The sequence below is a fragment of the Pseudonocardia sp. genome, assembly GCF_035305885.1.
Lineage (GTDB): Bacteria > Actinomycetota > Actinomycetes > Mycobacteriales > Pseudonocardiaceae > Pseudonocardia.
The window spans coordinates 15,146-41,254 of the sequence record NZ_DATGOP010000135.1 but is presented as its reverse complement, the minus strand read 5'-3'; the positions used below and the strand labels follow the sequence as shown (position 1 = coordinate 41,254).

The 26,109-nt window shown below is 74.3% G+C and carries 25 protein-coding genes; 6 read left to right on the top strand and 19 right to left on the bottom strand.

Features of this window, described 5'->3' with window-relative positions; translation table 11 throughout:
• Positions 1-6: 6 nt before the first annotated feature.
• The 5 genes from VKZ81_RS31155 to VKZ81_RS31135 are packed head-to-tail and all read right to left on the bottom strand — an operon-like array spanning position 7 to position 4,835.
• Entirely contained in the window at positions 7-996 is a 990-nt protein-coding gene (locus VKZ81_RS31155; RefSeq protein ID WP_324245323.1) for an RNA polymerase subunit sigma-70, read from the bottom strand.
• 29 nt (positions 997-1,025) lie between these two features.
• Entirely contained in the window at positions 1,026-2,720 is a 1,695-nt protein-coding gene (locus VKZ81_RS31150; protein WP_324245322.1) for a sodium/solute symporter, read from the bottom strand.
• Positions 2,690-3,064, bottom strand: coding sequence for a hypothetical protein (locus VKZ81_RS31145; RefSeq protein WP_324245321.1), 375 nt, complete (start codon positions 3,062-3,064; stop codon positions 2,690-2,692). Before VKZ81_RS31145 ends, VKZ81_RS31150 begins: the two co-directional genes overlap by 31 nt.
• Complete coding sequence (locus tag VKZ81_RS31140) at positions 3,061-3,837, bottom strand: LytR/AlgR family response regulator transcription factor (protein WP_324245320.1); 777 nt, start codon at positions 3,835-3,837, stop codon at positions 3,061-3,063. The genes VKZ81_RS31145 and VKZ81_RS31140 overlap by 4 nt, the downstream gene beginning before the upstream one ends.
• Entirely contained in the window at positions 3,834-4,835 is a 1,002-nt protein-coding gene (locus VKZ81_RS31135; protein WP_324245319.1) for a sensor histidine kinase, read from the bottom strand. The genes VKZ81_RS31140 and VKZ81_RS31135 overlap by 4 nt, the downstream gene beginning before the upstream one ends.
• Between VKZ81_RS31135 and VKZ81_RS31130 the strand changes: the two genes are divergently transcribed.
• Entirely contained in the window at positions 4,818-5,549 is a 732-nt protein-coding gene (locus VKZ81_RS31130; protein WP_324245334.1) for a GNAT family N-acetyltransferase, read from the top strand. The genes VKZ81_RS31135 and VKZ81_RS31130 overlap by 18 nt on opposite strands.
• Here VKZ81_RS31130 and VKZ81_RS31125 read toward each other — a convergent pair.
• The 6 genes from VKZ81_RS31125 to VKZ81_RS31100 all read right to left on the bottom strand — a co-directional run bounded on the left by VKZ81_RS31125 (position 5,530) and on the right by VKZ81_RS31100 (position 10,754).
• Entirely contained in the window at positions 5,530-6,315 is a 786-nt protein-coding gene (locus VKZ81_RS31125) for a vWA domain-containing protein (RefSeq protein ID WP_324245318.1), read from the bottom strand. The two genes, VKZ81_RS31130 and VKZ81_RS31125, sit on opposite strands and share 20 nt — an antisense overlap.
• A gap of 191 nt (positions 6,316-6,506) precedes the next feature.
• Positions 6,507-7,403, bottom strand: a complete 897-nt coding sequence (locus tag VKZ81_RS31120; protein ID WP_324245317.1) for an AAA family ATPase — start codon at positions 7,401-7,403, stop codon at positions 6,507-6,509.
• 4 nt (positions 7,404-7,407) lie between these two features.
• Positions 7,408-8,217: a mycofactocin-coupled SDR family oxidoreductase gene (locus tag VKZ81_RS31115; protein WP_324245316.1), complete on the bottom strand. Its 810-nt coding sequence runs from the start codon at positions 8,215-8,217 to the stop codon at positions 7,408-7,410.
• Between the two features lie 17 nt (positions 8,218-8,234).
• The gene (locus VKZ81_RS31110; protein WP_324245315.1) at positions 8,235-9,044 is read right to left on the bottom strand and encodes a mycofactocin-coupled SDR family oxidoreductase; all 810 of its coding nucleotides are present in this window, start codon (positions 9,042-9,044) and stop codon (positions 8,235-8,237) included.
• Positions 9,045-9,055: 11 nt separating this feature from the next.
• Positions 9,056-9,892 (bottom strand): mycofactocin-coupled SDR family oxidoreductase, encoded by an 837-nt coding sequence (locus VKZ81_RS31105; protein ID WP_324245314.1) that lies wholly within the window; start codon positions 9,890-9,892, stop codon positions 9,056-9,058.
• Positions 9,893-9,926: 34 nt separating this feature from the next.
• Positions 9,927-10,754 (bottom strand): SDR family oxidoreductase, encoded by an 828-nt coding sequence (locus VKZ81_RS31100; RefSeq protein ID WP_324245313.1) that lies wholly within the window; start codon positions 10,752-10,754, stop codon positions 9,927-9,929.
• A gap of 210 nt (positions 10,755-10,964) precedes the next feature.
• Between VKZ81_RS31100 and VKZ81_RS31095 the strand changes: the two genes are divergently transcribed.
• The 3 genes from VKZ81_RS31095 to crcB are packed head-to-tail and all read left to right on the top strand — an operon-like array spanning position 10,965 to position 12,507.
• Complete coding sequence (locus tag VKZ81_RS31095; protein WP_324245312.1) at positions 10,965-11,630, top strand: MerR family DNA-binding transcriptional regulator; 666 nt, start codon at positions 10,965-10,967, stop codon at positions 11,628-11,630.
• Positions 11,631-11,686: 56 nt separating this feature from the next.
• On the top strand, positions 11,687-12,118 hold the full coding sequence (locus tag VKZ81_RS31090) for a fluoride efflux transporter FluC (RefSeq protein WP_324245311.1): 432 nt from the start codon (positions 11,687-11,689) through the stop codon (positions 12,116-12,118).
• Positions 12,115-12,507: a fluoride efflux transporter CrcB gene (crcB, locus tag VKZ81_RS31085; RefSeq protein WP_324245310.1), complete on the top strand. Its 393-nt coding sequence runs from the start codon at positions 12,115-12,117 to the stop codon at positions 12,505-12,507. The genes VKZ81_RS31090 and crcB overlap by 4 nt, the downstream gene beginning before the upstream one ends.
• A gap of 342 nt (positions 12,508-12,849) precedes the next feature.
• Here crcB and VKZ81_RS31080 read toward each other — a convergent pair whose 3' ends face one another.
• From VKZ81_RS31080 to VKZ81_RS31060, 5 genes are all read right to left on the bottom strand, one after another.
• Entirely contained in the window at positions 12,850-13,857 is a 1,008-nt protein-coding gene (locus tag VKZ81_RS31080; protein WP_324245309.1) for a sugar phosphate isomerase/epimerase family protein, read from the bottom strand.
• Positions 13,857-15,038: a Gfo/Idh/MocA family protein gene (locus tag VKZ81_RS31075; protein ID WP_324245308.1), complete on the bottom strand. Its 1,182-nt coding sequence runs from the start codon at positions 15,036-15,038 to the stop codon at positions 13,857-13,859. The genes VKZ81_RS31080 and VKZ81_RS31075 overlap by 1 nt, the downstream gene beginning before the upstream one ends.
• On the bottom strand, positions 15,035-16,099 hold the full coding sequence (locus VKZ81_RS31070) for a substrate-binding domain-containing protein (protein WP_324245307.1): 1,065 nt from the start codon (positions 16,097-16,099) through the stop codon (positions 15,035-15,037). The genes VKZ81_RS31075 and VKZ81_RS31070 overlap by 4 nt, the downstream gene beginning before the upstream one ends.
• A gap of 21 nt (positions 16,100-16,120) precedes the next feature.
• Positions 16,121-17,071 (bottom strand): ABC transporter permease, encoded by a 951-nt coding sequence (locus tag VKZ81_RS31065; protein ID WP_324245333.1) that lies wholly within the window; start codon positions 17,069-17,071, stop codon positions 16,121-16,123.
• Positions 17,072-17,157: 86 nt separating this feature from the next.
• Positions 17,158-18,660: a sugar ABC transporter ATP-binding protein gene (locus VKZ81_RS31060; RefSeq protein ID WP_324245306.1), complete on the bottom strand. Its 1,503-nt coding sequence runs from the start codon at positions 18,658-18,660 to the stop codon at positions 17,158-17,160.
• Positions 18,661-18,777: 117 nt separating this feature from the next.
• On the opposite strand from VKZ81_RS31060, the gene VKZ81_RS31055 reads away from it, so the two are divergent.
• Entirely contained in the window at positions 18,778-20,016 is a 1,239-nt protein-coding gene (locus VKZ81_RS31055; RefSeq protein WP_324245305.1) for an ROK family protein, read from the top strand.
• 125 nt (positions 20,017-20,141) lie between these two features.
• On the top strand, positions 20,142-22,571 hold the full coding sequence (locus VKZ81_RS31050; protein WP_324245304.1) for a putative bifunctional diguanylate cyclase/phosphodiesterase: 2,430 nt from the start codon (positions 20,142-20,144) through the stop codon (positions 22,569-22,571).
• 83 nt (positions 22,572-22,654) lie between these two features.
• On the opposite strand, the gene gcl is transcribed toward VKZ81_RS31050, so the two are convergent.
• The 3 genes from gcl to VKZ81_RS31035 are packed head-to-tail and all read right to left on the bottom strand — an operon-like array spanning position 22,655 to position 26,081.
• Complete coding sequence (gcl, locus tag VKZ81_RS31045; RefSeq protein ID WP_324245303.1) at positions 22,655-24,421, bottom strand: glyoxylate carboligase; 1,767 nt, start codon at positions 24,419-24,421, stop codon at positions 22,655-22,657.
• Positions 24,418-25,302 (bottom strand): 2-hydroxy-3-oxopropionate reductase, encoded by an 885-nt coding sequence (locus tag VKZ81_RS31040; RefSeq protein ID WP_324245302.1) that lies wholly within the window; start codon positions 25,300-25,302, stop codon positions 24,418-24,420. Before VKZ81_RS31040 ends, gcl begins: the two co-directional genes overlap by 4 nt.
• Entirely contained in the window at positions 25,299-26,081 is a 783-nt protein-coding gene (locus tag VKZ81_RS31035) for a hydroxypyruvate isomerase family protein (protein ID WP_324245301.1), read from the bottom strand. Before VKZ81_RS31035 ends, VKZ81_RS31040 begins: the two co-directional genes overlap by 4 nt.
• Between the last annotated feature and the right edge of the window lie 28 nt (positions 26,082-26,109).

Here is a 26,109-nt window from a genome sequence, read left to right as displayed (position 1 = left end):
CCCCGCTCACCGCGAGGTCGGCAGGCCGAGCAGGTCGAACACCGGGAACTCGTCCGTGTGCTCCCACGAGAGCACCTCGGTGATCACCCCGTCCTCGACGCGCAGCACGTCCACCGCGAGCGCCCGGAACCGCTCCTCGCCCGGCCGGCGCACGTAGTTCGCGGCCGCGGGCTGGTGGTTCAGCCACACCGGCACCAGCAGGAACTCGCCGAAGGCGGTCGGGCCGGCCAGCGCGGACGACCACAGTTCGATGACCGCGTCACGGCCCCGGATGATCTCCGGCTGCGGCGGCATCGCGAAGACCGCGTCCTCGCGCATCAGCTCCGCGAGCGCGTCCGTGTCGGCGCGCTCGCACGCCTCCACGAACCGCTGCAGGACGGTGCGCTCCTGCGCGGTCGGCCCCGCGGGTGACCACTCCGAACGCCGCCGCGGCAGGTGCTCGCGCAGCGTCGCCCGGGCCCGCTGCAGGGCGCTGTTCACCGAAGCGACGCTCGACCCGAGCACGGCAGCGGTCTGCGCCGCCGACCAACCGAGCACGTCGCGCAACATCAGCACCGCCCGCTGGCGGGGCGGCAGGTGCTGCACGGCCACCAGGAACGCCAGCTCGATCGTCTCCCGCGCCACCACGGCGGCGTCCGGTTCCGCGTCCGGCGGCGCGGCCTGCTCCAGCAACCGGTCCGGGAACGGCTGCAGCCACGTCACCTCGCCGTCCCCGCCGGGGCGGCGCGGGTGCCGCTCCAGGTGGTCGAGGCAGACGTTCGTGGCGATGCGGTACAGCCACGCCCGGAACGTCGAGCGGCCCTCGTACGTCTCGCGCCGCCGCCACGCCCGCAGCAAGGTCTCCTGAACCATGTCCTCGGCGTCGGTGAACGAGCCGAGCATCCGGTAGCAGTGCACGTGCAGCTCCCGCCGGTGGGGCTCGGCGAGCGCCGCGAACGCCGCCTGGTCGCCCGTCCGGGCCGTGGTCACCGCGTGCGAGATCTGCGTCGATGTCATACCCGTGTGACCGGCGGAGGCGGGAAAACTCATCGGCGGCCGGTCTCGGTCTCGTCCAGGTGCAGCCGCAGCATCGCCGCCGACGCCCACGCAGGCGGACGGCCGCGCAGCGACACCAGCACCATCGTCGCGAACGCGAGCGGCACCGACCACAGCGCGGGCTGGCCGAGCAGGATCCCCGTGAGGCCCTGCGGGACACCGAGGAACAGGTTGATCACGATCACCCCGGCCGACGCGAGCAGCCCGGCCGTCATCCCCACGATCGCGCCGCGCGCGGTGAGCCGCGGCCACCAGATGCCGAGCACGAGCAGCGGGCAGAACGTCGACGCGGCCACCGCGAACGCCGAGGTCACGAGCACCCCGACGTCGAGCCGGGCCGCCGGGAGCGCGAGCAGGACGACCGCGAGCGCCGCGACGATCGGGGTGAGCCGCAGCCGGCGCAACGTGCTCGGCACCAGGTCGTGGGACAGGGCCCCGGACACGGCGAGCAGCAGGCCGAGCGACGTCGCCAGGAAGGCCGCGAACGCCCCGGCGGTGAGCACCGCCGTGAACAGCGTGCCCGCGAACCCGTCGTGGACCCGGGCGGGCAGCGCGACGACCACCGTGTCGGTGCCCCCGGACAGGTACAGCTCGGGCAGGAGCACCGCGCCGAGCAGCCCGTACACCCCGGGGAACAGGTAGAACACGCCCAGCAGGGCCACCGTGATCGCGGCCGTGCGGCGGGCCCCGCGCCCGTCCGGGCTGGTGTGGAACCGGATGAGGATGTGCGGTAGGCCCATCGTGCCGAGCACGGTGGCCACCAGCACCGACCACGTCGCGAGCAGCGGGTGGCCGTCGGCGTCGAGCAGCGGGCGCGCCCAGTCGGCGTCCCCGGGCGGCGGCCCGGACCCGACGTGCGGCACCGCGGCCCCGGCCGCGAACTCCCAGGTGGCCCCTGCCTCCACGCGGTACTCGCCGGGCGGGAGCTCCTCGGGCGCACCCCCGCCCACCGACACCCGGGTGGGCTCGGTCAGGGTGAGCGTGGTGTCCAGCTGGAACTCCACCGGCGTCGCCTGCTCGAAGCGACTGAACTCGACCGGGGTCAGCGCGTCGCGGCGGGTGTCCGGGCCGACCTGCAGCACCAGCCACACCGCGGGCACGATGAACAGCGCGAGCTTCAGGAAGAACTGGAACGCCTGCACGTAGGTGGCGGCGCGCATCCCGCCGAGCGCGAGCGTGATGCTGACGGCGGCGCCCGCGATCACCACGCCCACCCAGTACGGGCTGCCGCTCACCACGCCGAGCACCTGGCCCGCCGCGGTGAACTGCGGCACCAGGTAGAGGCAGCCGATCACGAGCACCACCGCGGCCGACAGCTTGCGCAGGCCGGGCGAACCCAGCCGGGCGTCGGCGAAGTCGGGCACGGTGAGCGCGCCGGTGCGCCGCATCGGCGCGGCGACGAGCGCGAGCATCGCCACGTAGCCCGCCGCGAACCCCACGCCGTACCAGAGCGACCCGACGCCGTCCTTCACCACGAGGCCCGCGATCCCCAGGAACGACGCCGCCGACAGGTACTCCCCGGACACGGCGGCCGCGTTGATCGTCGGGGAGATCCGCCGCGAGGCCACGAGGAAGTCCGACGTGGTGCGCATGGCGGCCACGCCGCGCGCGCCGATCAGCAACGTGACCAGGAGCACCGGCACGATCGCGAGGATCACCGGGCCACCCGCCCCCCGACCGGCCACGAGCGCTCCACGCGCTCGGCCTTGCGCAGGTGCCACCAGGCCAGGAGAGCCATCAGCGGGAACGGGAGCACGGCCACGGCGAGCCACGACACCGGGACGCCCGCGAGCCGCACCGCGTCGAGCGCGGGGAGCGCCGCGAGCAGGAGCGGCAGCCCCAGCAGGAGCGCGGCCAGCAGCCCGAGCGCGATCAGCGCGTAGCGCAGCTGCCGGTCGTGGATGCGCCGGGCCCGCTCGGCGTCGGCCGGGGCGAGGTGCGGGGGCGCCACGGGCGCGCCGTGGCGCCTGCCGGCCAGCGCCACCCGGGTCTGCGGGCTCGTGACGGCGACGCGCCGCGGATTCTTCATCGCGCCCGCTGGCCCGGCGGCCCGAACGCGCCGCGCGTGGCCGCTTCGAGCAGGTGCTCCCGCAGCTCGCGGGCGTGGCGGCGGCTCACCGGCACGTCCCCGACGTCGGTGTGGGCGAGCAACCCGCCCGACAGGTCGCTGCGCAGCTCCCGGACCGCCCCGATGGCGAGCAGGTAGCTGCGGTGGACCCGGCTGAACCCGGCGTGCTGCCAGTGCTCCTCGAGCCGGGAGATCGGGATCCGCACCAGGTGCGCGCCGGACGGGGTGTGCAGGCGCACGTAGTCGCCGTGCGCCTCGACGTAGCGGACGTCGTCGCGCCGCACGAAGCGGGTGCGGCCGGCGAGCTCGACCGGCACGGCGGGCAGCGCGTCGACCGGGGCGGGTGCCGGGGTGGCCTCCGCGGCGCGGAAGCGCTGCACCCGCTGGAGCGCCGCGGCCAGCCGTTCCGCGCTGATCGGCTTGAGCAGGTAGTCCACCGCGCCGATCCCGTAGGCCGACGCGGCGTGCTCCTCGTAGGCGGTGACGAACACCACCACCGGCGGGTCGGTCATCCGCGACAGCAGCGACCCGAGCTCGAGGCCGTTCATCCCGGGCATCGAGATGTCCAGGAACACGGCGTCGAGCGGGCCGGCCTGGATCAGCTTGAGCGCGGTGATCGGGTCCCGCGCCTCGGCCACCTCGCCGACGTCGGGCGCCTCGCGCAGCAGCCGGCTGAGCTCGGCCAGCGCCGGCTCGACGTCGTCGACCGCGAGCACCCGCATGCGGCGGGTCATGACACCACCACCCCAGGTTGGAACCGCGGCAGCCGCAGCACCACGCGGGTGCCTGCGCCCTTTCCCGTCTCGATCACCAGACCGTATCCGGGACCGAACACGGTGCGCAGCCGCCTGTCGACGTTCAGCAGTCCCATGCTGCCCGGTGAACCCTGCCCGGCGAGCACCGCGGCGGCGTACTCGGGGTCCATGCCGGGGCCGTCGTCCTCCACGGTGATCACGCAGTCGGTGCCGTCGGCCTCGCCGCTCACCTGCACCAGCCCGCCGCCCCCCGGCAGCTCGACGCCGTGCCGCACGGCGTTCTCCACCAGCGGCTGGAGCGTGAGGTAGGGCAGCGCGACCGGCAGGATCTCGGGCGCGATGCGCACCTGCACCTTCAGCCGGTCCCCCAGCACCGCCCTGGCCAGCGCGAGGTAGGCCTCGATCGCGCGGAACTCGCCCGCCACCGTCGTGTAGTCGCCGTGACGGGCGAGGCTGTGGCGGGTGTACTCGGCGAAGTCGAGCATGAGGTCCCGCGCCCGCTCCGGGTCGGAGTTCACGAACGACGCGATCGCGGTGAGGCTGTTGTAGACGAAGTGCGGCGAGATCTCCGCGCGCAGGGCCCGCAGCTCGGCCTGCTCGGCCACCGCCGCGCTCTCCTCGAGCCGCGCCCGTTCGAGGGACTCCCCCAGCCACAGCGCCGCCTCCCGGGCGGCCCCGGACGCCACCGGTCCCGCGACGACGAGCACCCCGGCCAGCTCGTCGCGGGCGTGCACGGGCAGCGCGACGACCCCGCGCCGGCCCGCGCGGGAGTCGCTGCCCAGGACGGCCTCGACGAGGGCGTCCGCGCCCTCGGGCGCCCGCCCGGACCAGACCAGCGGGCCGTGCAGGCCCCCGATGCCCACGGCGTCGGCGTCCAGCAGGCGCCGCAGTCCGCGGGCCGCGCTGCCGGCGTCCGGACCGGTGAGCCCGCCGCGCACCGCGGACGCGATCCGGCGGGCCTGCGCCAAGGTGGCCATCGACTCCGCTCCGCCCCGCCCCCGACGCCACCGGCGACGGGATTTGCGTGGCGTGGAATCCGCATCCACTGCAACCATCGTCCCGCCTCCGTCGCCGAACAGGCTGACGTTAGGTCACCGCGGCGCCGGGAGCCAACCGACGTCGCCGAGTCGAGATCAGGAGGACCGCTGGAACGGCGCACCGCCCGGCTGCGGCTCACCGCGATCGGGCCTGCGCACGCCGACGAGCTCCACCGGCTCTACCAGGACCCGGGCATCGCCCAGTGGGCCGGCCCCGCCCTCTCCCCTGCCGCCGCGCGCGACCTCGCCGCGCACATCGGTGAGCGGTGGCGGCTCGACGGCGTGCACAAGTGGATCGCCCACGACCGCACGACCGGCGGCCTCGTCGGCCGCGGCGGGCTGTCGCGCACCGCGCTCGACGGCGAGCCCGTCCTGGAGGTGGGCTGGGCCGTGCGCACCCCGCTGTGGGGGCGCGGCTACGCCACCGAGATGGGCGCCGAGGCCCTGCGCTTCGCGGCGCAGGTGCTCGGCGCCACCGAGGTCGTCGCGTTCACCGAGGTGCACAACCGCCGCTCCCGCGCGGTCGTGGAGCGCCTCGGCATGCGCTACGACCGCGCGATCCGCCGCCCCGGCCTCGTCGCCGGGCGGGAGGGGGTGCACCCGGACGCCCCGTTCGCGCTCTACCGGATCGGCCTCACGCCAGCAGCCGGTTGAGCGCGGGCGCGACGTCGCGGTGCGTCGCCACGGCCGCGAGCCCGCCGCGCCCGAGCCGGGCGAGGTCCGCCGCGAGCGGGGCGTCGTGCTCGCCGTCGGTCTCGAGCAGCACGTGCAGGCGCGGGAAGCGGCGGGCGAGCGGGCGCGGGTCGGGACCCGCGTTGTGCACGGCGTCCGACAGCAGCACGGCGGCGCGGTGGCGAGCGGGCGATCGGGCGAGCTCGGCGTTGGCCACCGCGAGCGCGAACCCGACGTTGGTGAGCCCGCGCGCCGGGATGCGCAGCAGCTGGTCGAGCAGCCGCCCCGCCGGGACGTGCGCGTCGAGCGGCTTGAGCAGCGCGGCGTCCGACCAGAACGCCACGAGCGCGAGCCGGTCGCCCCGCGCGGTGGCCTCCTCCGACAGCGCGGCGACCGTGGCCGCCGCGATCCGCACCTTCTCGCCCTTCATCGACCCGGAGACGTCGACGACGAGCACGACGTCGCGGCGGGTGCGCATCGGCTCGCGCACGACGATGTCGGTGTCCTCGGGTACCGGGCGCTCGGTGAGCACCTCGATGGTGCGGTCGAGGTCGATGTCGTCGCTGCGGTAGCGGTAGGGCACCGACACCGGCCTGCCCGCCCCGCGCTCGGCGCGCCGCTCCCGCGCCCGGCGCCGCAGGGCGAGCCGGCGCGCGATCCGCTGGGCCATCGCCGTGACCTCGCGGTCGGGCGTGGTGTCCTCGAACAGCTCGGCGACGTCGCGCAGCCGCGCGGGCTGGCCGGTCACGAGCACGCCCTGCCCGCCGACCGGGCCCGCGGCGTCCCCGTCGCCCCGGTCCCCGGTCCCGACGAGCGGCGCTCCCGCCCCGGAGTGGAACAGCGCTGGAGGGGCCGTGAGCTGCTTCGGCCTGCGTCGCAGCGGGGCGAGACCGCGCTGCGGCCGCTCGCCGCCCGGCAGCCGAACCGCGTTGTCGACCTCTACCCGGTGGCCGCCCGGCGCCGCGCGCCGGGGTGCGAGAAAAAATGGTCCTCCCAGATGCGGGTGATCACCTCCTCCGGGGTGGCGTCGAGGGTCTCGTCCACCGCGATCCGGGCCGAGAGCGCGAGCAGGGCGGCGTCGAGCACCAGCCGCGGCCGGTCGTCGGCGTAGCCGCCCAGCGCGGCGAGCTCGGTGGCGATCGCGACGAGGTCGATCGCGCCGCGCACGCTCGACCCGCGCCGCAGCTCGGGGTGCCCGCGGGTGGCGCGGGTGATCGCCACCGCGTCGGCCACCAGCGCCTCGTCCGTGCTGCCGGTGCGGGCGCGCACGATCGCCCGCTCCTCGGCCTCGTCCTGGTAGCCGATGGCCAGCCGACACCAGCGGTCGTAGACGGAGTCGGAGATCCGGGCGGTGCCCACGTCGTCGAACGGGTTCATCGACGCCAGCACCCGGAACGTGGGCCGGGCGGTGATCGTGCCGACGCGCGGCACGACCACCTCCCGCTCGGCCATCGCCGCGAGCAGCACGTTCAACGTGTCCTCCGGTGCCCGGTTGAGCTCCTCGATGTAGAGGAACCCGCCGTCCTGCATCGCCGAGACCAGCGGGCCGGGCACGAAGTTGTCGGCCGAGTAGTCCTCGCGCAGCACCCGCGCCGGGTTGTGGTGGCCGACCAGGCGGGCGGGCGTGAGCTCCGCGTTGCCCTCGACGAGCACGAACGGCACGCCCCAGTTCGCGGTGATCGCCCGCAGGATCGTCGACTTCGACGTGCCGGGCGGGCCCTCCAGGAGGACGTCGCGGCCCGCCGACACGGCCGCGAGCACGAGGTCGAGCTCGCGGCGCCTGCCGACGATCCCTGCGGCGATCTCGTCGCGCCGCGCGGCGGCGCTCACCGGCACCCCGTCACCTCTGCAGGAACCCGGCGTCGACCGGGAGCGACACCCCGGTGACGTAGCGGGCCTCGTCGGAGGCGAGCCACACGATGGCGTTGGAGATGTCCACCGGCTGGACCATCTCCACCGGGAGTGCGTTCTGCAGGTTCACCCCGGTCGCCGGGTCGGCGAGCTGGGCGGCCATGTAGTCGTTCCTGATCATGGGCGTGTCCACGCCGGTGGGGTGCACCGTGTTGACCCGGATCATGTGCGGGGCCAGCTCGTTGGCAAGCGTGCGCATGAGCCCGACGACGCCGTGCTTCGCGGCGACGTAGTGCGCGGTGCGCGGCATCCCCTTGATCCCGGCGGTCGAGCTCGTGATCACGATGCACCCGCCGTTGCCCGCCTCGATCATCGCCGGGACCGCGGCCTTCACGGTCTTCCACACGCCCGTGAGGTTGACCGCGATCATCTCCTCCCACTGCTCCTCGGTCATCGACCAGGTGTTCTCGGCCATCCCGGCGATGCCGGCGTTGGCGCACACGACGTCGAGCCGGCCGAACTCCCGCACGCCCTCGTCCACGACCCGCTGCACCGCGGCGAGGTCGCGGACGTCGGCGGTGCGGGCGATGATCCGGCGGTCGAGGTCCTCGACCGCCTTGACCGTCTGCTCGAGGTCGGCGGGGGTGGCCAGCGCGTAGGGCACGGTGTCGAGGTCGCGGCACACGTCGAACGCGATGACGTCCGCGCCCTCCTGCGCCAGCCGCACCGCGTGCGAGCGGCCCTGCCCCCGCGCCGCCCCCGACACGAGGGCGACCTTGCCCTCCAGTCGTCCTGCCACGTCGTCTCCTCCTTTCCTCACCTCTGCAGGAACCCCGCGTCGACCAGCAGCGAGACCCCGGTGACGTAGCGGGCCTCGTCGGAGGCGAGCCACACGATGGCGTTGGAGATGTCCACCGGCTCCACCAACTCGACCGGCAGCAGGTTCTGCATGTTGCTCTGCCCGCTCTCGGTCGCCGTGAACTGCGCGGTGTAGTCGTTGATCACCATCGGCGTGTTGACGCCCGTCGGGTGCACGGTGTTGACGCGGATGTTGTGCGGGGCGAGCTCGACGGAGAGCGTGCGCATCAGGCCGACCACGCCGTGCTTGGCCGACACGTAGTGGCCGATGCCCGCCATGCCCTTCACACCGGCCGTCGAGCTGGTGAGCACGATGCAGCCGCCGCCGCCCGCCTCGATCATCGCCGGGACCGCGGCCTTCACGGTCTTCCACACGCCGGTGAGGTTCACCGCGATCATCTCGTCCCACTGCTCGTCGGTGAGCGACCAGGCGTTGTCGGCGAAGGAGACGATGCCGGCGTTGGCGCACACGACGTCCAGGCGCCCGAACTCGCGCACGCCCTCCTCGACCACCGCCCGCACCGCCGCCGTGTCGCGCACGTCGGCGGTGCGGGCGACGATGCGCCGGTCGAGGTCCTCGACCGCCTTGACGGTCTCGGCGAGGTCCTCGGCGGTGGCGAGCCCGTAGGGCACCGTGTCCAGCTGCCGGCACGCGTCGAACGCGATGACGTCCGCGCCCTCCTGCGCCAGCCGCACCGCGTGCGAGCGGCCCTGCCCCCGCGCCGCCCCCGACACGAGCGCGACCTTGCCCTCCAGGCGTCCTGCCACGACCTCTCCTCCTATCCGGCGTTGGCGGCGTTCTGCCCGGCGGCGACCGCGATGGTCTCCCCGGTGATGTAGCGGGCCTCGTCGGAGCACAGGAACGCCATCGCGTTGGAGATGTCGACCGGCTCCACCCACGGCACCGGGATGGCGTTGAGGCTCTGGAAGGCGGGCGCGGCGTCCTCGCGCGTGGGCTTGTCCGCGTCGGGCAGGAACAGCCGGTAGGCGGCCTCGTTCTGGATCATCGTGGTGTCCACGCCGGTGGGGCAGACGGCGTTGACGGTGATCCCGTGCGGGGCGACCTCCTGGGCCACGGACTTGACCAGGCCGATCACGCCCCACTTCGCCGCGCAGTAGTGGGCGACGTTGGCGTAGCCCATCTTCCCGGCCATCGACGAGGTGGCGACGATCCGGCCGTAGCGCTGCTCGATCATCGTGGGCAGCACGGCCCGCATCGCGTGGAAGACACCGGTGAGGTTGGTGTCGATCATCTCCCGCCAGGTGGCGTCGTCCATCTCCGCCACCGTGGAGAAGGTGAAGATGCCGGCGTTGGCGAGCAGGAAGTCGATCCGCCCCAGCTCCGTGCGCGCCTGCTCGACGAACGCGTCGACCTGCGCGCGGTCGCGCACGTCGGCGGTGACCCCGATGCAGCGGCGGTCGAGGTCCTCGACCAGCTTCACCGTCTCGGCGAGGTCCTCGGGCGTCGACATCGGGTAGGGCACCGTGCCCAGCTGCGAGGCGATGTCGCAGAACGCCACGTCCGCGCCCTCCTGGGCGAACCGCACCGCGTGCGAGCGGCCCTGCCCGCGGGCGCCACCGGTGATCAGCACGACCTTGCCGTCGAACCTGCCCATCCGCTCCTCCTCGAGCTCGTCGTGACGAACCGCTTCAGCGGGCCAACGCACCTCCGTCCACCGCGAGGCAGTGGCCCGTGACGTGCCGTGCCGCGTCGGAGAGCAGCCACACCAGCGCCCCGGTGACCTCGTCGGGGCCGATCACCTCCGCGAGCAGCTGGTCGTGCAGCCAGCGCTTGTGCACGTCGGCGGGGGTGAGGCCGAGCTCGTCGGCGAGGCCGGCGAGCATCGGCGAGTCGACCGCGCCCGGCGCGATGGCGTTGACCGTGACGTTCGCGCCCGCCAGCTCGATCGCCATCGCCCGGGTGAGCCCCACGACGCCGTGCTTCGCGGCCACGTAGTGCGCGAACTCCGGCACCGCGCGCACCCCGCCGGTGGAGGCGATGTTGACGATCCGGCCGCGCGGGGATCGGCGCAGGAGATCGACGGCTGCCGCCGTGGTGCGCCACACGCCGGAGAGGTTCGTGTCGACCACGGCCGTCCACTGCGCCTCGGACAGCTCCCAGAACGGCGCGCTCGTCACCACCGCGGCGTTGTTGACCAGGATGTCGAGGCGGCCGAACGCGTCCCCGACCGCGGCGACCGCCGCGGCCACCTCGCCCCCGTCGCGCACGTCGGCGACCAGCGGCAGCGCCCGGCGGCCGACACCCTCGACCGCGGCCACGACCTCGTCGAGCTCGGCGCGGGTGGCGAGCGGGTAGCGGGGGACGTCGAGGTCGCGGCAGACGTCGAGGGCGGCGATGTCGGCCCCGCACGCCGCGAGCGCGAGGCAGTGGGAGCGGCCCTGGCCGCGGGCGGCACCGGTGACGAGGGCGACCTGCCCGGTGAGGTCGGGAACGGTGGCCTCGCGCGGGTCGACCACGGTCACCTCCTGGCGCGCGAACCCGGCGGAACCGTCCAGAACTGCGCCCATTCGGATGGCGGGCGCCGCCGTTGACCGCCCGCCATGTGAGGAGTACCACTCGTGTGGGTGACGGTTCAAATCGTCTCGAGATGGCTCGGACAGATCCCGCCCGAAAACATGGGCACGGTTTGATCGGAGGGCGGTGTGGCGGTCGGACGGCGACTCACCGTGAGCGAGGCCAGCCGCGTGCTGGGGCTCAGCCGCACGACGCTGCTGGCGGCCGAGGAAGCCGGGCTGCTGGCCGTGCAGCGCACCCCCGGCGGGCACCGCCGCTACGACCCGGCCGAGCTGCGCAGGTTCGCCGAACGCACGGGCGCGGGCACATGGGAGCCCGCGGCGAGCGACCCGCCCGACCCCGGCTCGTGCACCGACGCGGACGCCCCCGCGATCGCGGCCACCGTGCGCAGCGCCCTGCGCCCGCTCGCCCACGCGCTGGAGACCGAGAGCGCGGGGCTCTACCTGCTCGCGTCCGGCGAGCCGCGATTCACGGCCGGCTTCGGTATCCCGCGTTGGCTCGCCGAGCGCCTCGCCGCGGCGCCGCCGCCCCCGCCGGTCACCGAGGCGCTCGGCGCGCGGCGCGCGTGCCCGTTCGACGCGGCGGAGACGGGTTTCCCGGAGGCGCGCTCCACCGGGCACGGGGTCGCGGTCGCGGTGCACCGCGACGGCGCCCCGCTCGGCGCGCTGTTCGTGCTGGGCAGGCGCGACCCGCTCGCGGCGGCCGAGATCCACGTCGTCGAGGCGTTCGGCGACGTGCTGGCGATGCTGGTGGCCGACGAGCGCCGCATCGTCGAGCTGGAGCGGCGGCTGGAGGCGATCGCCGCGCTCGCCCGGTGAGGGCCGGCGGTAGCCTCCGCGCCGGAGATCGCGGACGAACGGCAGGAGGTGGCGGGGTGCCCGAGCGCGCGCACGGGACGGCCGGCCTGCTCGCCGCGATCGCGGCCGGGGGCGTGCTGGGCGCCGAGGCCCGCTACGGGCTCGCGGTCGCGCTGCCGCACGGGCCCGCGGACTGGCCGTGGGCCACGCTGGTGGCCAACGTGTCGGGCTGCCTGTTGATCGGCGTCCTGATGGTGGTGGTCACCGAGCTCGTGACGCCGCACCGGCTGCTGCGCCCGTTCCTCGGGGTGGGGGTGCTCGGCGGCTACACCACCTTCTCCACCGCCACGGTCGAGACCCTGACCCTGCTGCACGCGTCCGGGCCGCTCGCCGCGCTCGGCTACGCGGTGGTGACCCCGGTGCTGGCCGTGCTGGCGTGCGGGGTCGGGGTCGTGGGAACCCGCCTGGTGGCCGGGCGGCCCCGGTGGCGCGCGGGGGGCGGGCCGTGACCGTCGCGTCCGTGTTGTGGGTGGCCGTCGGCGCCGCGGTGGGGGCGCCGCTGCGCTACCTGGTCGACCAGGCCGTCAAGGCCCGGTACCGGGGCCGGTTCCCGTGGGGGACGTTCGCCGTCAACGTGGCCGGCTCGGCCGTGCTCGGCGCGCTGACCGGCGCCGTCGCGGCCCTGCCGCCGGGGGCCGTGCCGGAGGCGGTGCGCGCGGGGCTGGGGGTCGGGTTCTGCGGGGCGCTGACGACGTACAGCACGTTCGGGTACGAGACCCTCGCCCTGGTCGAAGGACGGGCGACGCGGGTCGCGGTGGCGAACCTGGTCGGCAGCGTGGTGGCGGGGTTGCTGGTCGCCGGGGTGGCGTGGTGGGGGGTCGGGCTGGTGCTGGGGTGAGGTCCGGCACCGGTCTCGCGGGTTCCGTGCAACCCTCGCCGCCATTGCACGCGCAGCTGCGCCGGGCCTCCCGTAACGGCGGGGCGCATTGACACGCGCAGACGAATAGCACCCCAACCACACCGGGCTCATCGCCAACTGGCGTGCCCCAGGCCCGGTACCGCTGCTCGGGTACCGCGGCCACCGCAACCACGCTTCTCGTTGGTGGACCCGACGCAACCACCCGCTCGAGGCGAGCCGGGCACCGTGGTCGAGTTCCCCGGAACCCGAACCGACGCAGAACGGCCCCCTCCCACAGAGAGGCTGCGGGAAGGGGCCGTGCCGACCGGGGTCGGGCCGAGCCTACGAGCTGCTGCTGAACGCCGCGTCGAAGGCGGCGGCCGGCGGGTCGAAGGCGGTGCGCTTCACGAACGCCAGCGCATCGGGGGCGCCGACGAGGCGGTCCATGCCGGCGTCCTCCCACTCGATCGAGATCGGGCCGTCGTAGCCGATCGTGTTGAGCATCCGGAAGCAGGCCTCCCACGGGACGTCACCGTGGCCGGTGGAGACGAAGTCCCAGCCGCGCCGCGGGTCGGCCCACGGCAGGTGCGAGCCCATGCGGCCGTTGCGGCCGTTGCCGACCTGGCGCTTCGCGTCCTTGCAGTCGACGTGGTAGATCCGGTCCTTGAAGTCCCAGAGGAAGCCGACCGGGTCGAGGTCCTGCCACACGAAGTGGCTGGGGTCCCAGTTGAGGCCGAAGGCCTCGCGGTGCCCGACGGCCTCGAGGGCGCGCACGGTGGTCCAGTAGTCGTAGGCGATCTCCGACGGGTGGACCTCGTGGGCGAACCGGACGCCGACCTCGTCGAAGACGTCGAGGATCGGGTTCCAGCGGTCGGCGAAGTCGCGGTAGCCGTCCTCGATCATCGACTCGGGCACCGGCGGGAACATCGCGACGGTCTTCCAGATCTTCGAGCCGGTGAAGCCGACGACGGTCTTCACGCCGAGCTTCGCCGCGGCGCGGGCGGTGTACTTCATCTCCTCGGCGGCCCGCTGCCGCACGCCCTCGGGGTCGCCGTCGCCCCAGACGCGCGGGTGCACGATGGCGCGGTGCCGCTCGTCGATCGGGTCGTCGCAGACGGCCTGGCCGTTGAGGTGGTTGGAGATCGCGTAGACCTTGAGGCCGTACTTGTCGAGGATCTCCTTGCGGCCGGCGAGGTAGGAGTCGTCCTCGACCGCGGCCCGTACGTCGAAGTGGTCACCCCAGCAGGCGATCTCCAGGCCGTCGTAGCCCCACTCCGACGCCAGCCGGGCGACCTCCTCGAACGGCAGGTCGGCCCACTGTCCGGTGAACAGCGTGATCGGTCGCGCCATCAGTCCTCTCCTGCGATCGGTTCCCAGCGGCTGCCGCCCTCCGCGGAGCGGGCCACGGCGTCCAGCACCTGCTGGACCTGCAGCCCGTCGGCGAACGACGGGGTGGGATCGGTGCCCGCGGCGATGTCGCGGACAAGGTCGACGATCTCGTGGGTGAACGAGTGCTCGTAGCCGAGGCCGTGGCCGGGCGGCCACCAGGCACCCGCGTACGGGTGCGTCGGCTCGGTGACGTAGATCCGGCGGAAGCCCGCGGTCTCCGGGTCCTCGGTGCCGTCGTAGAACGACAGCTCGTTCATCGACTCGAAGTCGAACGCGAGCGAGCCCTTGCTGCCGTTGACCTCGATGCGCAGCGCGTTCTTGCGGCCGGTGGCGAACCGGGTGGCCTCGAACGAGGCCACGGCGCCGCCCGCGAACCGGCCGATGAAGACCGCGGTGTCGTCGACGGTGACCTCGCCCCGCTCGGTCGAGCCGGACGCCGACAGCCCGCTGGAGGCGGCGGGCAGCGGCCGCTCCTTGATGAACGTCTCGGTGAGCGCCGAGACACCGGTGAGCCGGTCGCCGGTGACGTACTGGGCCATGTCGACGATGTGCGCGCCGATGTCGCCCAGCGCGCCCGAGCCGGCCTTGTCCTTCTGCAGGCGCCAGACCAGCGGGAACTCCGGGTCGACGATCCAGTCCTGCAGGTACACGGCGCGGACGTGGCGGATCTCGCCGATCCGCCCCTGCTCGACCAGCCGCCGCGCGAGTGCGACGGCGGGCACCCGGCGGTAGTTGAAGGCCACCATGCTGCGCACGCCGTTCGCGCGGGCCTTCTCCGCCGCGGCGACCATCGCCTTGGCCTCGTCGACGGTGTTGGCGAGCGGCTTCTCGCACAGCACGTGCTTGCCCGCCTCGAGCGCGGCGATGGCGATCTCGGCGTGCGTGTCACCGGGCGTGCAGATGTCGATCAGCTGCACGTCGTCGCGCCCGAGCAGGGCCTTCCAGTCGGTTTCGGTGTGCCGCCAGCCCATCCGCTGCGCGGCCGCCGCCGTGGCGTCGGCGGTGCGGCCGCACAGCACGGCCATGTCCGGCTGCAGCGGGAGGTCGAAGAACCGCCCCGCCGTGCGCCACGCCTGGGAGTGGGCGGCGCCCATGAAGGCGTAGCCCACCATCCCGATCCCGAGCGTCGTGCCGTCGGTCATGATTCGAATCCGAGGTGCATGTAGTCCGCCACGTTCTCCTTGGTGATGGTTGCCGACGCCAGGGTGATCGACGCCGGCACTTCCTGCTCGGCGAGGTCGCTCATGCCTCGCCCCTGGGCGACGAGCCGGGCCAGCGAGATGGCCGAGGCCGCCATCGACGGGCTGTAGGTCACCGTCGCCTTCAGCACGCCGGTGTCGGCCTGGATCTCCCGCATCGCGTTGGCCGACCCCGCCCCGCCGACCATGAAGAACTCGTCGCGGCCCGCCTGGTTGATCGCGGCGAGCACGCCGATCCCCTGGTCGTCGTCGTGGTTCCACACCGCGTCCAGCCGCGGTGCCGCCTGCAGCAGGTTGGCCATGACCCGCTGCCCGCCCTGCGCGGTGAAGTCGGCGGCCTGGCGCGGGCCGACGCTGAACCCGTAGGTGGCGAGCGCGTCGGCGAAGCCCTGGCTGCGCTGCTGGGTGAGCGGCAGGTTGTCGATGCCCGCAACCTCGCCGATGATCGGGTTGCTCACGCCGGCCTCGCGCAGCCGCCTGCCGATGTAGTGGCCCGCGCTCACGCCCATGCCGTAGTTGTCGCCGCCGATCCAGGTGCGATAGGCGAGCGGCGAGTCGAAGATCCGGTCCAGGTTGATCACCGGGATGCCGGCCTCCATCGCCTGCTGGCCGACGCGGGTGAGCTGGCTGCCGTCGTTGGGCAGGATCACGAGCGCGTCGACGCCGCGGTTGATGAGCGTCTCGACGGCCGCGATCTGCTGGGCGATGTCGTTGGTCGGGTTGACGGCCTCGAGCGTGACGTCCGGGTACTGCTCGGCCTGCGCCTGCGCGTTGTTGGCGATCGCCGCGATCCAACCGTGGTCGGCGGCCGGGGCGGAGAACCCGATGGTGACCGGGCGGCCGGGCTCGCTGTTGGCGCCGGCGGGCGCGGGCGCGACCGCGGGCGCGTCGCTGCCGCCCGCGGGCTCGTTGCTCGTGCACGCCGTCAGCGCCGCACCGGCCCCGACGCCGAGCGCGCCCGTGAGGAACCTGCGCCGCTGCAGGCCCCGCGTGGGTTCGGACATGGTCATCTCCCCTTCGATGGATCAGCCGGTCGCCGCCGAGCGCTGCGCACGGGCCTGGATCAGCACGGCGGCGACGATGATCGCGCCCTTCGCGATGTTCTGGACCTCGGTGGCGAGGTTGTTGAGCACGAACAGGTTGGTGATCGTCGTGAACACGAGCACGCCGAGGATCGAGCCGATCAGCGTGCCGCGGCCGCCGGACAGCAGGGTGCCGCCGATGATCACCGCGGCGATGGCGTCGAGCTCGTAGAGCGTGCCGTGGGTGCTCGACCCGGTGGTGGTCAGCGAGGCGATCATGATCGCCGCGATGCCGCAGCAGAGGCCGGACACCATGTAGAGGAAGATCGTGTGCCGCTTCACGTCGATGCCGGCGAGCCGCGCGGCCTCCGGGTTGCCACCGATGGCGAACGTGCGGCGGCCGAACGTGGTGCGGTTGAGCACCACCCAGCCGACGGCCACCACCGCGGCGAAGATGTAGACCAGCAGCGGGATGCCCAGCAGGCGGGTGTTGGCGATGCCTGCGATCACCGGATCGGTGACGATCTGGCTGCGCCGCCCGGAGATCCGCTCGGCCAGGCCCTGGGCGGAGATCAGCATGGCCAGCGTGACGATGAACGGCACGATCCGGCCGTAGGCGATGAGCAGGCCGTTGACGAGCCCGCACCCGACGCCCACCGCGACCGCGCAGAACACCATCACGGCCGGCCCGTAGGACTGGGTCGCGACGGTGGTGGCCCACACCGAGGCGAGCGCCATCACCTTCCCGACCGACAGGTCGATACCACCGCCGATGATCACGAACGTCACCCCGACCGTCAGCACGCCGATGATCGACGCCTGGGTGAGCACGGTCAGCAGGTTCGCGGTGGTCAGGAACGTGTCGGCGGTGACGACACCGACGATCCCCAGCAGCACCAGCACCGCGACGAGGCCCAGGTTGCGCCCCGCGCCGCCTTCCAACAGCCTGCCCAGCGCCGACGGCTGCGGCTCCGCCGCACGGGCGGCGGCCTCCTCGACGCGGGCGTGCTCGTCGGCGGCCGGGGCGGTGGTCGGCTCGCTCACGTCCTGCTCCCTTCCATCACCAGGTCGAGCACCCTGGCCTCGTCGAGCTCGTCCGCGGGTGCGGTGTGCACGACCCGGCCCTCGCGGACCACGAGCACCCGGTGGGCGAGCCCGAGCACCTCGGGCACCTCGCTGGACACCAGCAGGATCGCCGCCCCCTCCGCGGCGAGCCGGTGCACGAGGCCGTAGATCTCGCTGCGCGCCCCCACGTCGACGCCGCGGGTCGGCTCGTCCAGCAGCAGCACCGTGCAGCCCTGCAGCAGCCAGCGCGCGAGCACGACCTTCTGCTGGTTGCCGCCCGAGAGCGTGCGGACCGGGCGGGTGGCGTCCGGGGGCCGCACGTCGAGCTGGGTGGTGACCCGCGCCGCCGGGTCCAGGTCGGCCTGCGGGCCGAGGAACCCGCCGCGGGCGTAGCGGTCCATCCCCGGCAGGGTGACGTTGCGGAACACCGGCTCGGCGAGCAGCAGGCCCTGGCTCTTGCGCTCCTCGGGCGCGAGGCCCATCCCGGCCCGGACCGCGGCGGGCACCGACCCGGGGCGGATCTCCCGGCCGCGCACCCGCACCGTGCCCGCGGTCGGCTTGCGCGCCCCGTAGACGGTCTCGAGGATCTCCGAGCGCCCCGAACCGACCAGGCCGGCGAGCCCGACGATCTCCCCCGCGCGCACGGTGAACGACACGTCCGCGAACTCGCCGGGCCGGGTGAGCCCCTCGACCTCCAGCACGACCTCGTCGGAGGGTTGGTTGCGCTCCGGGAAGACGTACTCGATGGAGCGGCCGGTCATCAGCCGGATCACCTCGGCGGTCGGGGTCTCGCGCGCGGGCAGGTTGCGCGCGACCGTGCGGCCGTCCTTGAGCACGGTCACGCGGTCGCCGATCTCGCGGATCTCCTCGAGCCGGTGCGAGATGTAGACGACCGCGACGCCGTCGGCGGTGAGCTCGCGGATGACGCGGAACAGGTTCTGGACCTCCTCGGGGTCCAGGACCGCGGACGGCTCGTCCATCACGATCAGCCGGGCGTCGCGGGCGAGCGCGCGCGCCATGCTGACCACCTGCTGGCCCGCGGCCGAGAGCCGGCCCAGCTCGCGGCGGGGCGGGATCTCGGGGTGCCCGAGCCGGGTGAGCAGGCGCCGGGCGAGCTCCTCGGCGGCGCGCGGCCGGCTGAAGCCCAGCCGCGACGGCTCGTGGCCGAGCACGATGTTCTCCGCGACCGACAGGCCGGGCACCAGGTCCAGCTCCTGGTAGATCGTGGCGATGCCGGCGGCGTGCGCGGCCTGCGGGGAGGCGAACGAGACCGGCCTGCCCTCCCAGACGATCTCGCCGGCGTCCGGCGTGTGCGCCCCGGCCAGCACCTTGATCAGGGTGGACTTGCCCGCCCCGTTCTGGCCCAGCAGGCAGTGCACCTCGCCCGCGGCGACGTCCAGGTCGACGCCGTCGAGCGCGCGCACCCCCGGGAACTGCTTCACGATGCCGCGCATCGCGAGCAGCGGCTCTGCAGTCATGTTGTCGCACCTCGTCGTGGCGGCTCCCCCGCGGGGGAACCTAGGAGCATTGACCAGTGCCGTACAACGACGGAATAATGTCTCTTTTCGTCATATTTCCGTCGATATCGGACCGTGATGCACCCCTCGCTCGCCCCCTCGCCACTGCCGCCGCTGCGGCTGGCCACGCCCCCGCTCGTCGGCCGGACCGACACCGCGGTCACGCTCAGCACGGTCGCCCGGCTGGTGGCCTCCGGCGCCGCCCAGAGCAAGGCCGACCTCGCGCTCGCGGCCGGCCTCGCGCGCACCACCGTCAGCACCGCCGTGGACGAGCTGCTCGCCCGCGGCCTGCTCCACGTCGACGGCACCCGCCCCACCGCGGGGCGCGGACGGCCCGCCGACCGGCTCGCGCTCTCCCCGCGCGGCGGCCACGTGCTGCTCGCCGACGTCGGCGCGACCAGCGCGCACCTCGCGGTGGTCGACCTGAGCCAGCGGATGCTCGCCCGCACCGAGGTGCCCGTCGACATGAACGACGGACCGGACGCGGTACTCCGAACGGTCGAGACGCAGCTCACCCAGCTGCGCGCGAACGTGCCCGAGCAGGTCCCCGTGCGCGCGGTCGTGATCGGCCTGCCCGGGCCGGTGGACACCACCCAGGGCGTCCCGGTCCGGCCGCCGATCATGCCCGGGTGGCACGCCTACCCGGTGGCCGCCCGGCTGTCGGAGACCTTCGGCTGCCCTGCGGTCCTGGAGAACGACGTGAACCTCCGCGCGCTCGGCGAGGCGCGGGCGCTGCCCGCGGACCAGGTCCCGCTGCTGTTCGTGAAGGTCGGCACCGGCATCGGCGGCGGGCTGGTCAGCCGGGAGGGCACGCTGCACCACGGCGCGGACGGGGCGGCGGGCGACATCGGGCACGTCCGCGTGCGCGGCGCCCCGGACGAGCCGTGCGTCTGCGGCAACGTCGGCTGCATCGAGGCGGTGGCGTCGGCGGGGGCGATCGCGCGGCGGCTCGGGGCACCGGGCCGGCCGATCACGACCGCGGAGGTCCGGGCGCTGCTCGAGCGCGGCGACGCGGCCGCGGTGGCCGCCGTCCGCGACGCGGCCGCGCTGATCGGCGAGCTCGTCGCCACGCTCGTGCACTTCTACAACCCGGCCCGCGTGACGATCGGCGGCGGCCTCTCCGCGGCGAGCGACGAGCTGCTGGCCGGCGTGCGCAGCGTCGCCTACCAGCGCGCCCTGCCGCTCGCCACGCGCAACCTGGTGCTCACCAACAGCGTGCTCGGCGAGTTCGCCGGACTCGCGGGCGCGGCCGTGCTCGGCATCGAGCGGGTGCTGTCGAGCGAGTCGATCGGGTTACTGCTCGCGCAGCGGACGTGACCGACCGCTCACCGCGCGTCACGGGATCGGGTGAATCGGGGGACCCCGGTGACGAGCCCGTCAGCGGGCCGGATTGACTGGGCGTCTCCACAGGTCACCGGTACCGACGCGAGACAGGGGAGTCGATGAGCGCACCGCCGGGCGCGGGGCGGCCGCACGGGGCGACCGCCGCCGCGGTTGCGGCCGCGGCGCTGCTCGTGCTGCTCGGCGTGCTCGACGCGGTGCTCGACGGCACCGCCGGGCAGCTGGTGGGCAACCTCGGCCTGCTGCTGCTCGCCGTCGGAGGCGGGATGGGCGGCCTCACCGCGGCCCGCCGCAGCTGCGGGCGCGCCCGTCGTGGCTGGGCCGCGCTCACCGCCGCCTGCTGGTCGTGGGCCGCCGGCCAGGTGGTGTGGACGGTCAATGAGGACCTGCTCGGCTCCACCACGCCGTTCCCGTCCGTCGCCGACCTCGGCTACCTGGGATTCCCGGTCGCCGCGCTCGCCGGGCTGGCCTTCCTCTCCCCGCAGGACTCCGGCCTGGCCGCGCCGCGCCGCGTGCTGGACGCGCTGCTGGTCGGCTCCGCCTTCGGGCTGCTGGCGTGGGTGACGGTGCTCGAGTCGGTCATCGGCACCTCCGACGGGTCGCTGCTCACCGCCACCGTGTCGGTGGCCTACCCCGTGGCCGACGCCGTGCTGCTCACGGTCACCGTCCTCACGCTCACCCAGACCCGCGACGTGCTCCCCCGCTTCGCCCTGCTCGGCGTCGCCGTGCTCGGGGTGGCCGCCGCCGACGCGGGGTTCGCCTACCAGGTCGCGATGGGCACCTACGCCGCCGGCTCGCTCGTCGACTGGGGGTGGCGGATCGGGTTCTGCCTGATCGGGATCGCCGCGACGCTGGTGCGCGGCGACCGCGCGGCGCAGGCCGACCCCGCGCCCGCCGCCGCCGAGTCGGCCCGGGCGAGCGCGCTGCCCTACGTGCCGCTCGCGGCCGCCGCCGTGCTGCTCGCGGTCGAGGCGGTGAGCGGCGCGGGCCTGGATGCGGTGGAGGTGTCGGGCATCGCCGCGCTGGTGCTGCTCGTGCTCGCGCGCCAGTACCTCACGGTGCGGGAGAACCAGGAGCTCACCCGCGCCATCCAGCAGCGCGAGGTGGAGCTGCACCACCTCGCCTTCCACGACCCGCTCACCGGCCTGGCCAACCGCGCGCTGTTCCTCGACCGGCTCGAGCACGCCCTCGACCGGGCCGAGCGCACCCGCCAGCCGGTCTCGGTGGCCTTCATCGACCTGGACGGGTTCAAGGCCGTCAACGACACGCTCGGGCACGCCGCGGGCGACGCGCTGCTGGTCGGGGTGGCCGGCCGCCTGCGCGGCGCCCTGCGCAGCGCCGACACCCTCGCCCGCCTCGGCGGCGACGAGTTCGCGGTGCTGGTCGAGCAGGGCGACGACGCGACGGCCGCCGCGCGCAGGCTGCTGGACACGCTGCGCGAGCCGTTCCACGTGCACGGCCGGTCCGTGACGGTGATGGCGAGCATCGGCGTGGCCACCGTCGAGGCGGGCGAGGACTCCGGCGCCGACGCGGCAACCCGCGCGGCCACGCTCGTCCACCGCGCCGACGTCGCCATGTACACGGTGAAGGCGTCCGGCAAGGGGGACGTCGCCGCGCACGGCGCCGTGCTCGACGGCGCCGACCGCAACGGACGGCACGCGGGGCGGCGGCCCCGCAAGCCGCTGCCGGAGGCGTTCGCCGACGCGCTGCGCCGCGGCGACGTGCAGGCGATCTACCAGCCGGTGGTCGACCCGGTGTCCGGGCGGATCGCCGCCATGGAGGTGCTCGCCCGCTGGACCTACGAGGGCGAGCCGGTCCCCCCGTCGACGTTCATCCCCGCCTGCGCGCAGGCCGGCCTGTCCGGCCAGCTCACCGCGCTCATGCTCGAGCAGGGCTGCGCCCAGCTCGGGCTGTGGAACGCGGGGCTCCCCCACCGGCGGCTGCGCATCGCCGTCAACGTCGACCCGACCGAGTTCGGCGACAGCGGCCTGCCCGACCGCGTGGCGAGCGTGCTGCGCCGCTACGGCATCTCCCCCGGCCAGCTCGCGCTGGAGATGACCGAGACGGCCGTGAACAACCGGCCCGCCAACGCGGTCGACGTGATGCACCGGCTGCGCGAGCTCGGCGTGCGGATCGCCCTCGACGACTTCGGCACCGGCTACTCCACGCTCGCCCGCCTCGCCCGCACCCCGGTGGACACGGTGAAGATCGACCGGTTCTTCGTGGCGCAGATCGACCACGACGAGCAGCAGCGCTGGTTCCTGCGCGGGCTGCTCGACCTCGCCCGCCACCTCGGCCTGCGCACCGTCGCGGAGGGCGTGGAGCGGGCCGGGCAGCTGCACGAGCTGCGCCGCCAGGGCTGCGACCTCGTGCAGGGCCACTTCGTCGCCCGGCCCGCCACCGGCGCGCAGCTCACCCCGGCCGTGCTCGCCGACCTGCCGATCCTCGCGCCCCACCTGCGGGGCATGCGGGCGAGCGACAAGCGGCTCGCGGCCGGGCGCTGGTTCCGCCCGGTCTCCGAGCCCGGCTGAGCCTCTCCCTTTCCCGACGAGCGGCGCGTTCGTCGGAACCCATCCGACCGACGCGCCGTCCGTCGGATGGTGGCGCGGGCGCCTCAGGTCTGGAGCGGCACCGTGGCGGTCGGGGCGTGGGCCCGGGTGGTGGCGAGCTCCTCGAACTCCTGCACCGCGTCGATCTCGGTGCCCATGGCGATGTTGGTGACCCGCTCGCAGATCACCTCGACCACCACCGGCACCCGGTGCACGTCCATCAGCTGCCGCGCCCGGGCGAACGCGCCGGCGAGCTCGCGGGGGTCGGTCACCCGCAGCGCCTTGCAGCCCAGCCCCTCGGCGACCGCGACGTGGTCGACGCCGTACTTGTTCAGGCCGGGGGCGTTGACGTTGTCGAAGCCGAGCTGCACGCAGTAGTCCATGTCGAAGGCGCGCTGGGCCTGCCGGATCAGCCCGAGGTAGGAGTTGTTGAGCACGAGGTGCAGGTAGGGCAGGTTGAACTGGGCCCCGACCGCGAGCTCCTCGATCATGAACTGGAAGTCGTAGTCGCCCGAGACGGCCACCACGAACGCGTCCGGGTCGGCGGCGCGCACGCCGAGCGCGGCCGGGGCGGTCCAGCCGAGCGGGCCCGCCTGGCCCGCGTTGATCCAGTGCCGGGGCCGCTGGACGTGCAGGAACTGGGCGGCCGCGATCTGCGACAGCCCGATCGTGGTGACGTAGCGGGTCTCGGGCCCGAACGCCCGGTTGCACTCCTCGTACACCCGCTGCGGCTTGATCGGGATGTCGTCGAAGTGGGTGCGGCGCTGCATCGTTCCCTTGCGGCCCGCGCACTCGCGCACCCACGCGCTGCGGTCCGGGTGGGTGCGGCCGCGCGCGGCGGCGAGCATCTCCCGCAGGAACACCCCGGCGTCGGAGACCACCCCGTAGTCAGGGGCGAACACCCGCCCGACCTGCGTCGGCTCGATGTCGACGTGCACGAACGTGCGGCCGGCGCGGTAGACGTCCAGGCCGCCGGTGTGCCGGTTGGCCCACCGGTTGCCGACGCCGAGCACGAAGTCCGAGGCGAGCAGGGTGGCGTTGCCGTAGCGGTGCGCGGTCTGCAGCCCCGCCATGCCCGCCATGAGCGGGTGGTCGTCGGGGATCGCACCCCAGCCCATCAGCGTCGGCACGACCGGCACGTCCAGCAGCTCGGCCAGCTCGACGAGCTCGGCGCAGGCGTCGGCGCCGATGATCCCGCCGCCCGCGACGATGATCGGCCGCTGCGCCGCGTCGAGCAGGTCGAGGACCCGCTCGGCCTGGGCGCGGGTGGCGGCGGGCCGGTGCACCGGAAGCGGCGCGTAGGTGTCGACGTCGAACGAGATCTCGGCCAGCTGGACATCCAGCGGCAGGTCGATCAGCACGGGGCCGGGGCGCCCGGAGCGCATCAGGTGGAACGCCTGGGCGAACGCCCCGGGCACCTGCCCCGGCTCGCGCACGGTCACCGCCCACTTGGTGACGGGGGCGGCGATCGCGGCGATGTCGACGGCCTGGAAGTCCTCCTTGTGCAGCCGCGCGACCGGGGCCTGCCCGGTGATCGCGAGCAGCGGCACCGAGTCGGCCGCGGCGGCGTACAGGCCGGTGACCATGTCGGTGCCCGCCGGGCCGGAGGTGCCGACGCAGACCCCGATGTTGCCGGCCGCCGCGCGGCTGTAGCCGTCGGCCATGTGCGCCGCGCCCTCCACGTGCCGGGCGAGCACGTGCTGGAGGGAGCCGTCGCGGCGGACCGCGTCGTAGAACGGGTTGATCGCCGCGCCGGGCACCCCGAACAGGTGCGAGACGCCCTCGCGGCGCAGGATCGCGACGGCGGCGTCGACGGCGCGCATCCGGGTCATGGCGTACTCCTCCCCGAGAGCTTCTCGACCAGCAGCAGCAGCGCGCTGTGGTCGAGGTCGCCGTGCCCCATGGCGCGCAGCGCGCCCACCAGCTGGGCGACGTGCGCGCCGAGCGGGATGGTGACGCCGGCCTCGCGGGCGGCGGCGGTGACGATGCCGAGGTCCTTGTGGTGCAGGTCGATGCGGAAGCCGGGGGCGAACTCGCGGGCCCGCATGCCCGCGGCCTTGCGCTGCAGCACGGTGCTGCCGGCGAGCCCGCCGCCGAGCACGGTGGTGGCGGCCTCGGTGTCGACGCCGTGGGCCTCCAGGAACACCAGCGCCTCGGCGAGCAGCTCGATGTTGCCCGCGACGATGAGCTGGTTGGCGGCCTTGACCGTCTGGCCCGCCCCGGCGGGGCCGACGTGCACGACGGTGCCGCCGACGATGTCGAGATACGGCCGGGCCGCCTCCACGTCCTCGGCGGCGCCGCCGACCATGATCGACAGCGTGCCCTCCTTCGCACCGGCCTCGCCGCCGCTGACCGGCGCGTCGACGACGCGGATGCCGCGCTCGGCCCCCGCCGCGGCGAGCGAGCGGGCGACGTCGGGGCGGATCGTGGAGCAGTCGATGTGCAGGGTGCCGGGCTTGGCGGTCGCGTAGATCCCGTCGTCGCCCAGCGCGACGGACTCGACGTCCGGGCTGTCCGGGACCATCGTGATCACGACCTCGGCGTCGCGCACGGCGTCGGCCACGCTGGCCGCGGCGCGCCCGCCGCGCTCGACGAGGCGGTCCACCTTCGCGCGGGAGCGGTTGTAGCCGACCACGTCGTGGCCGGCGTCGATCAGGTGGCCTGCCATGGGGGCGCCCATGATGCCCAGGCCGATGAACGCGATCGTGGTCACTGCTGCTCTTCCTTCCGGAGCCAGTCGAAGGCGTGGTCGCTGTCGGTGGACGGTACGTACTCCAGCCCGATCCAGCCGGTGTAGCCGGCCGCGGTGAGCGCGGCGAAGTGCTCGTCGAACGGGATCTCGCCGGTGCCGGGCTCGTGGCGACCGGGGGCGTCGGCGATCTGGACGTGCCCGATCCGCGACCCGTGGTCGCGGATCACGGCGGCGACGTCGTCGCCGTTGACGGTGAGGTGGTACAGGTCGGCCAGCAGCGCCACGTTCGGCACGCCCAGCCGGTCGGCCACGGCGAGCGCGTCGGCCGCGGTGCGCAGCGGGTAGCGGTCGGCGCCGGAGAGCGGCTCGATGACCACGGTGCCGTCGAGCAGCGCCGCGGCGCGGGAGAGGTTCTGCACGGCGAGGTCGTCCTGGTCGCGCGGGTCGACGCCCTCGATGCGGTTGCCGTAGAGGGCGTTGAACACGCGGGTGCCCAGCCGCTTGCCGATGGCGGCGGCGATGTCGATGCTGTCGCGGAACTCGGTCTCCCGCCCCGGCCACGACGCGAGCCCGCGGTCCCCTCCCGGCATGTCCCCCGCGGCCAGGTTGAGGCCGGTGAGCTGCACGCCCGCGTCCTCGATCGCGCGCACGAACTCGTCGACCTCCGCGTCGGAGGGCGCGGCGGTCGGGAACGGCCACCAGAACTCGACCGCGTCGAACCCGGCGGCCTTCGCCGCGGCCGGGCGCTCGAGCAGGGGCAGCTCGGTGAAGAGGATCGAGCAGTTGACGGTGTATTTCACCGACGTGACCTCCGGGTGGGGGTTGGTT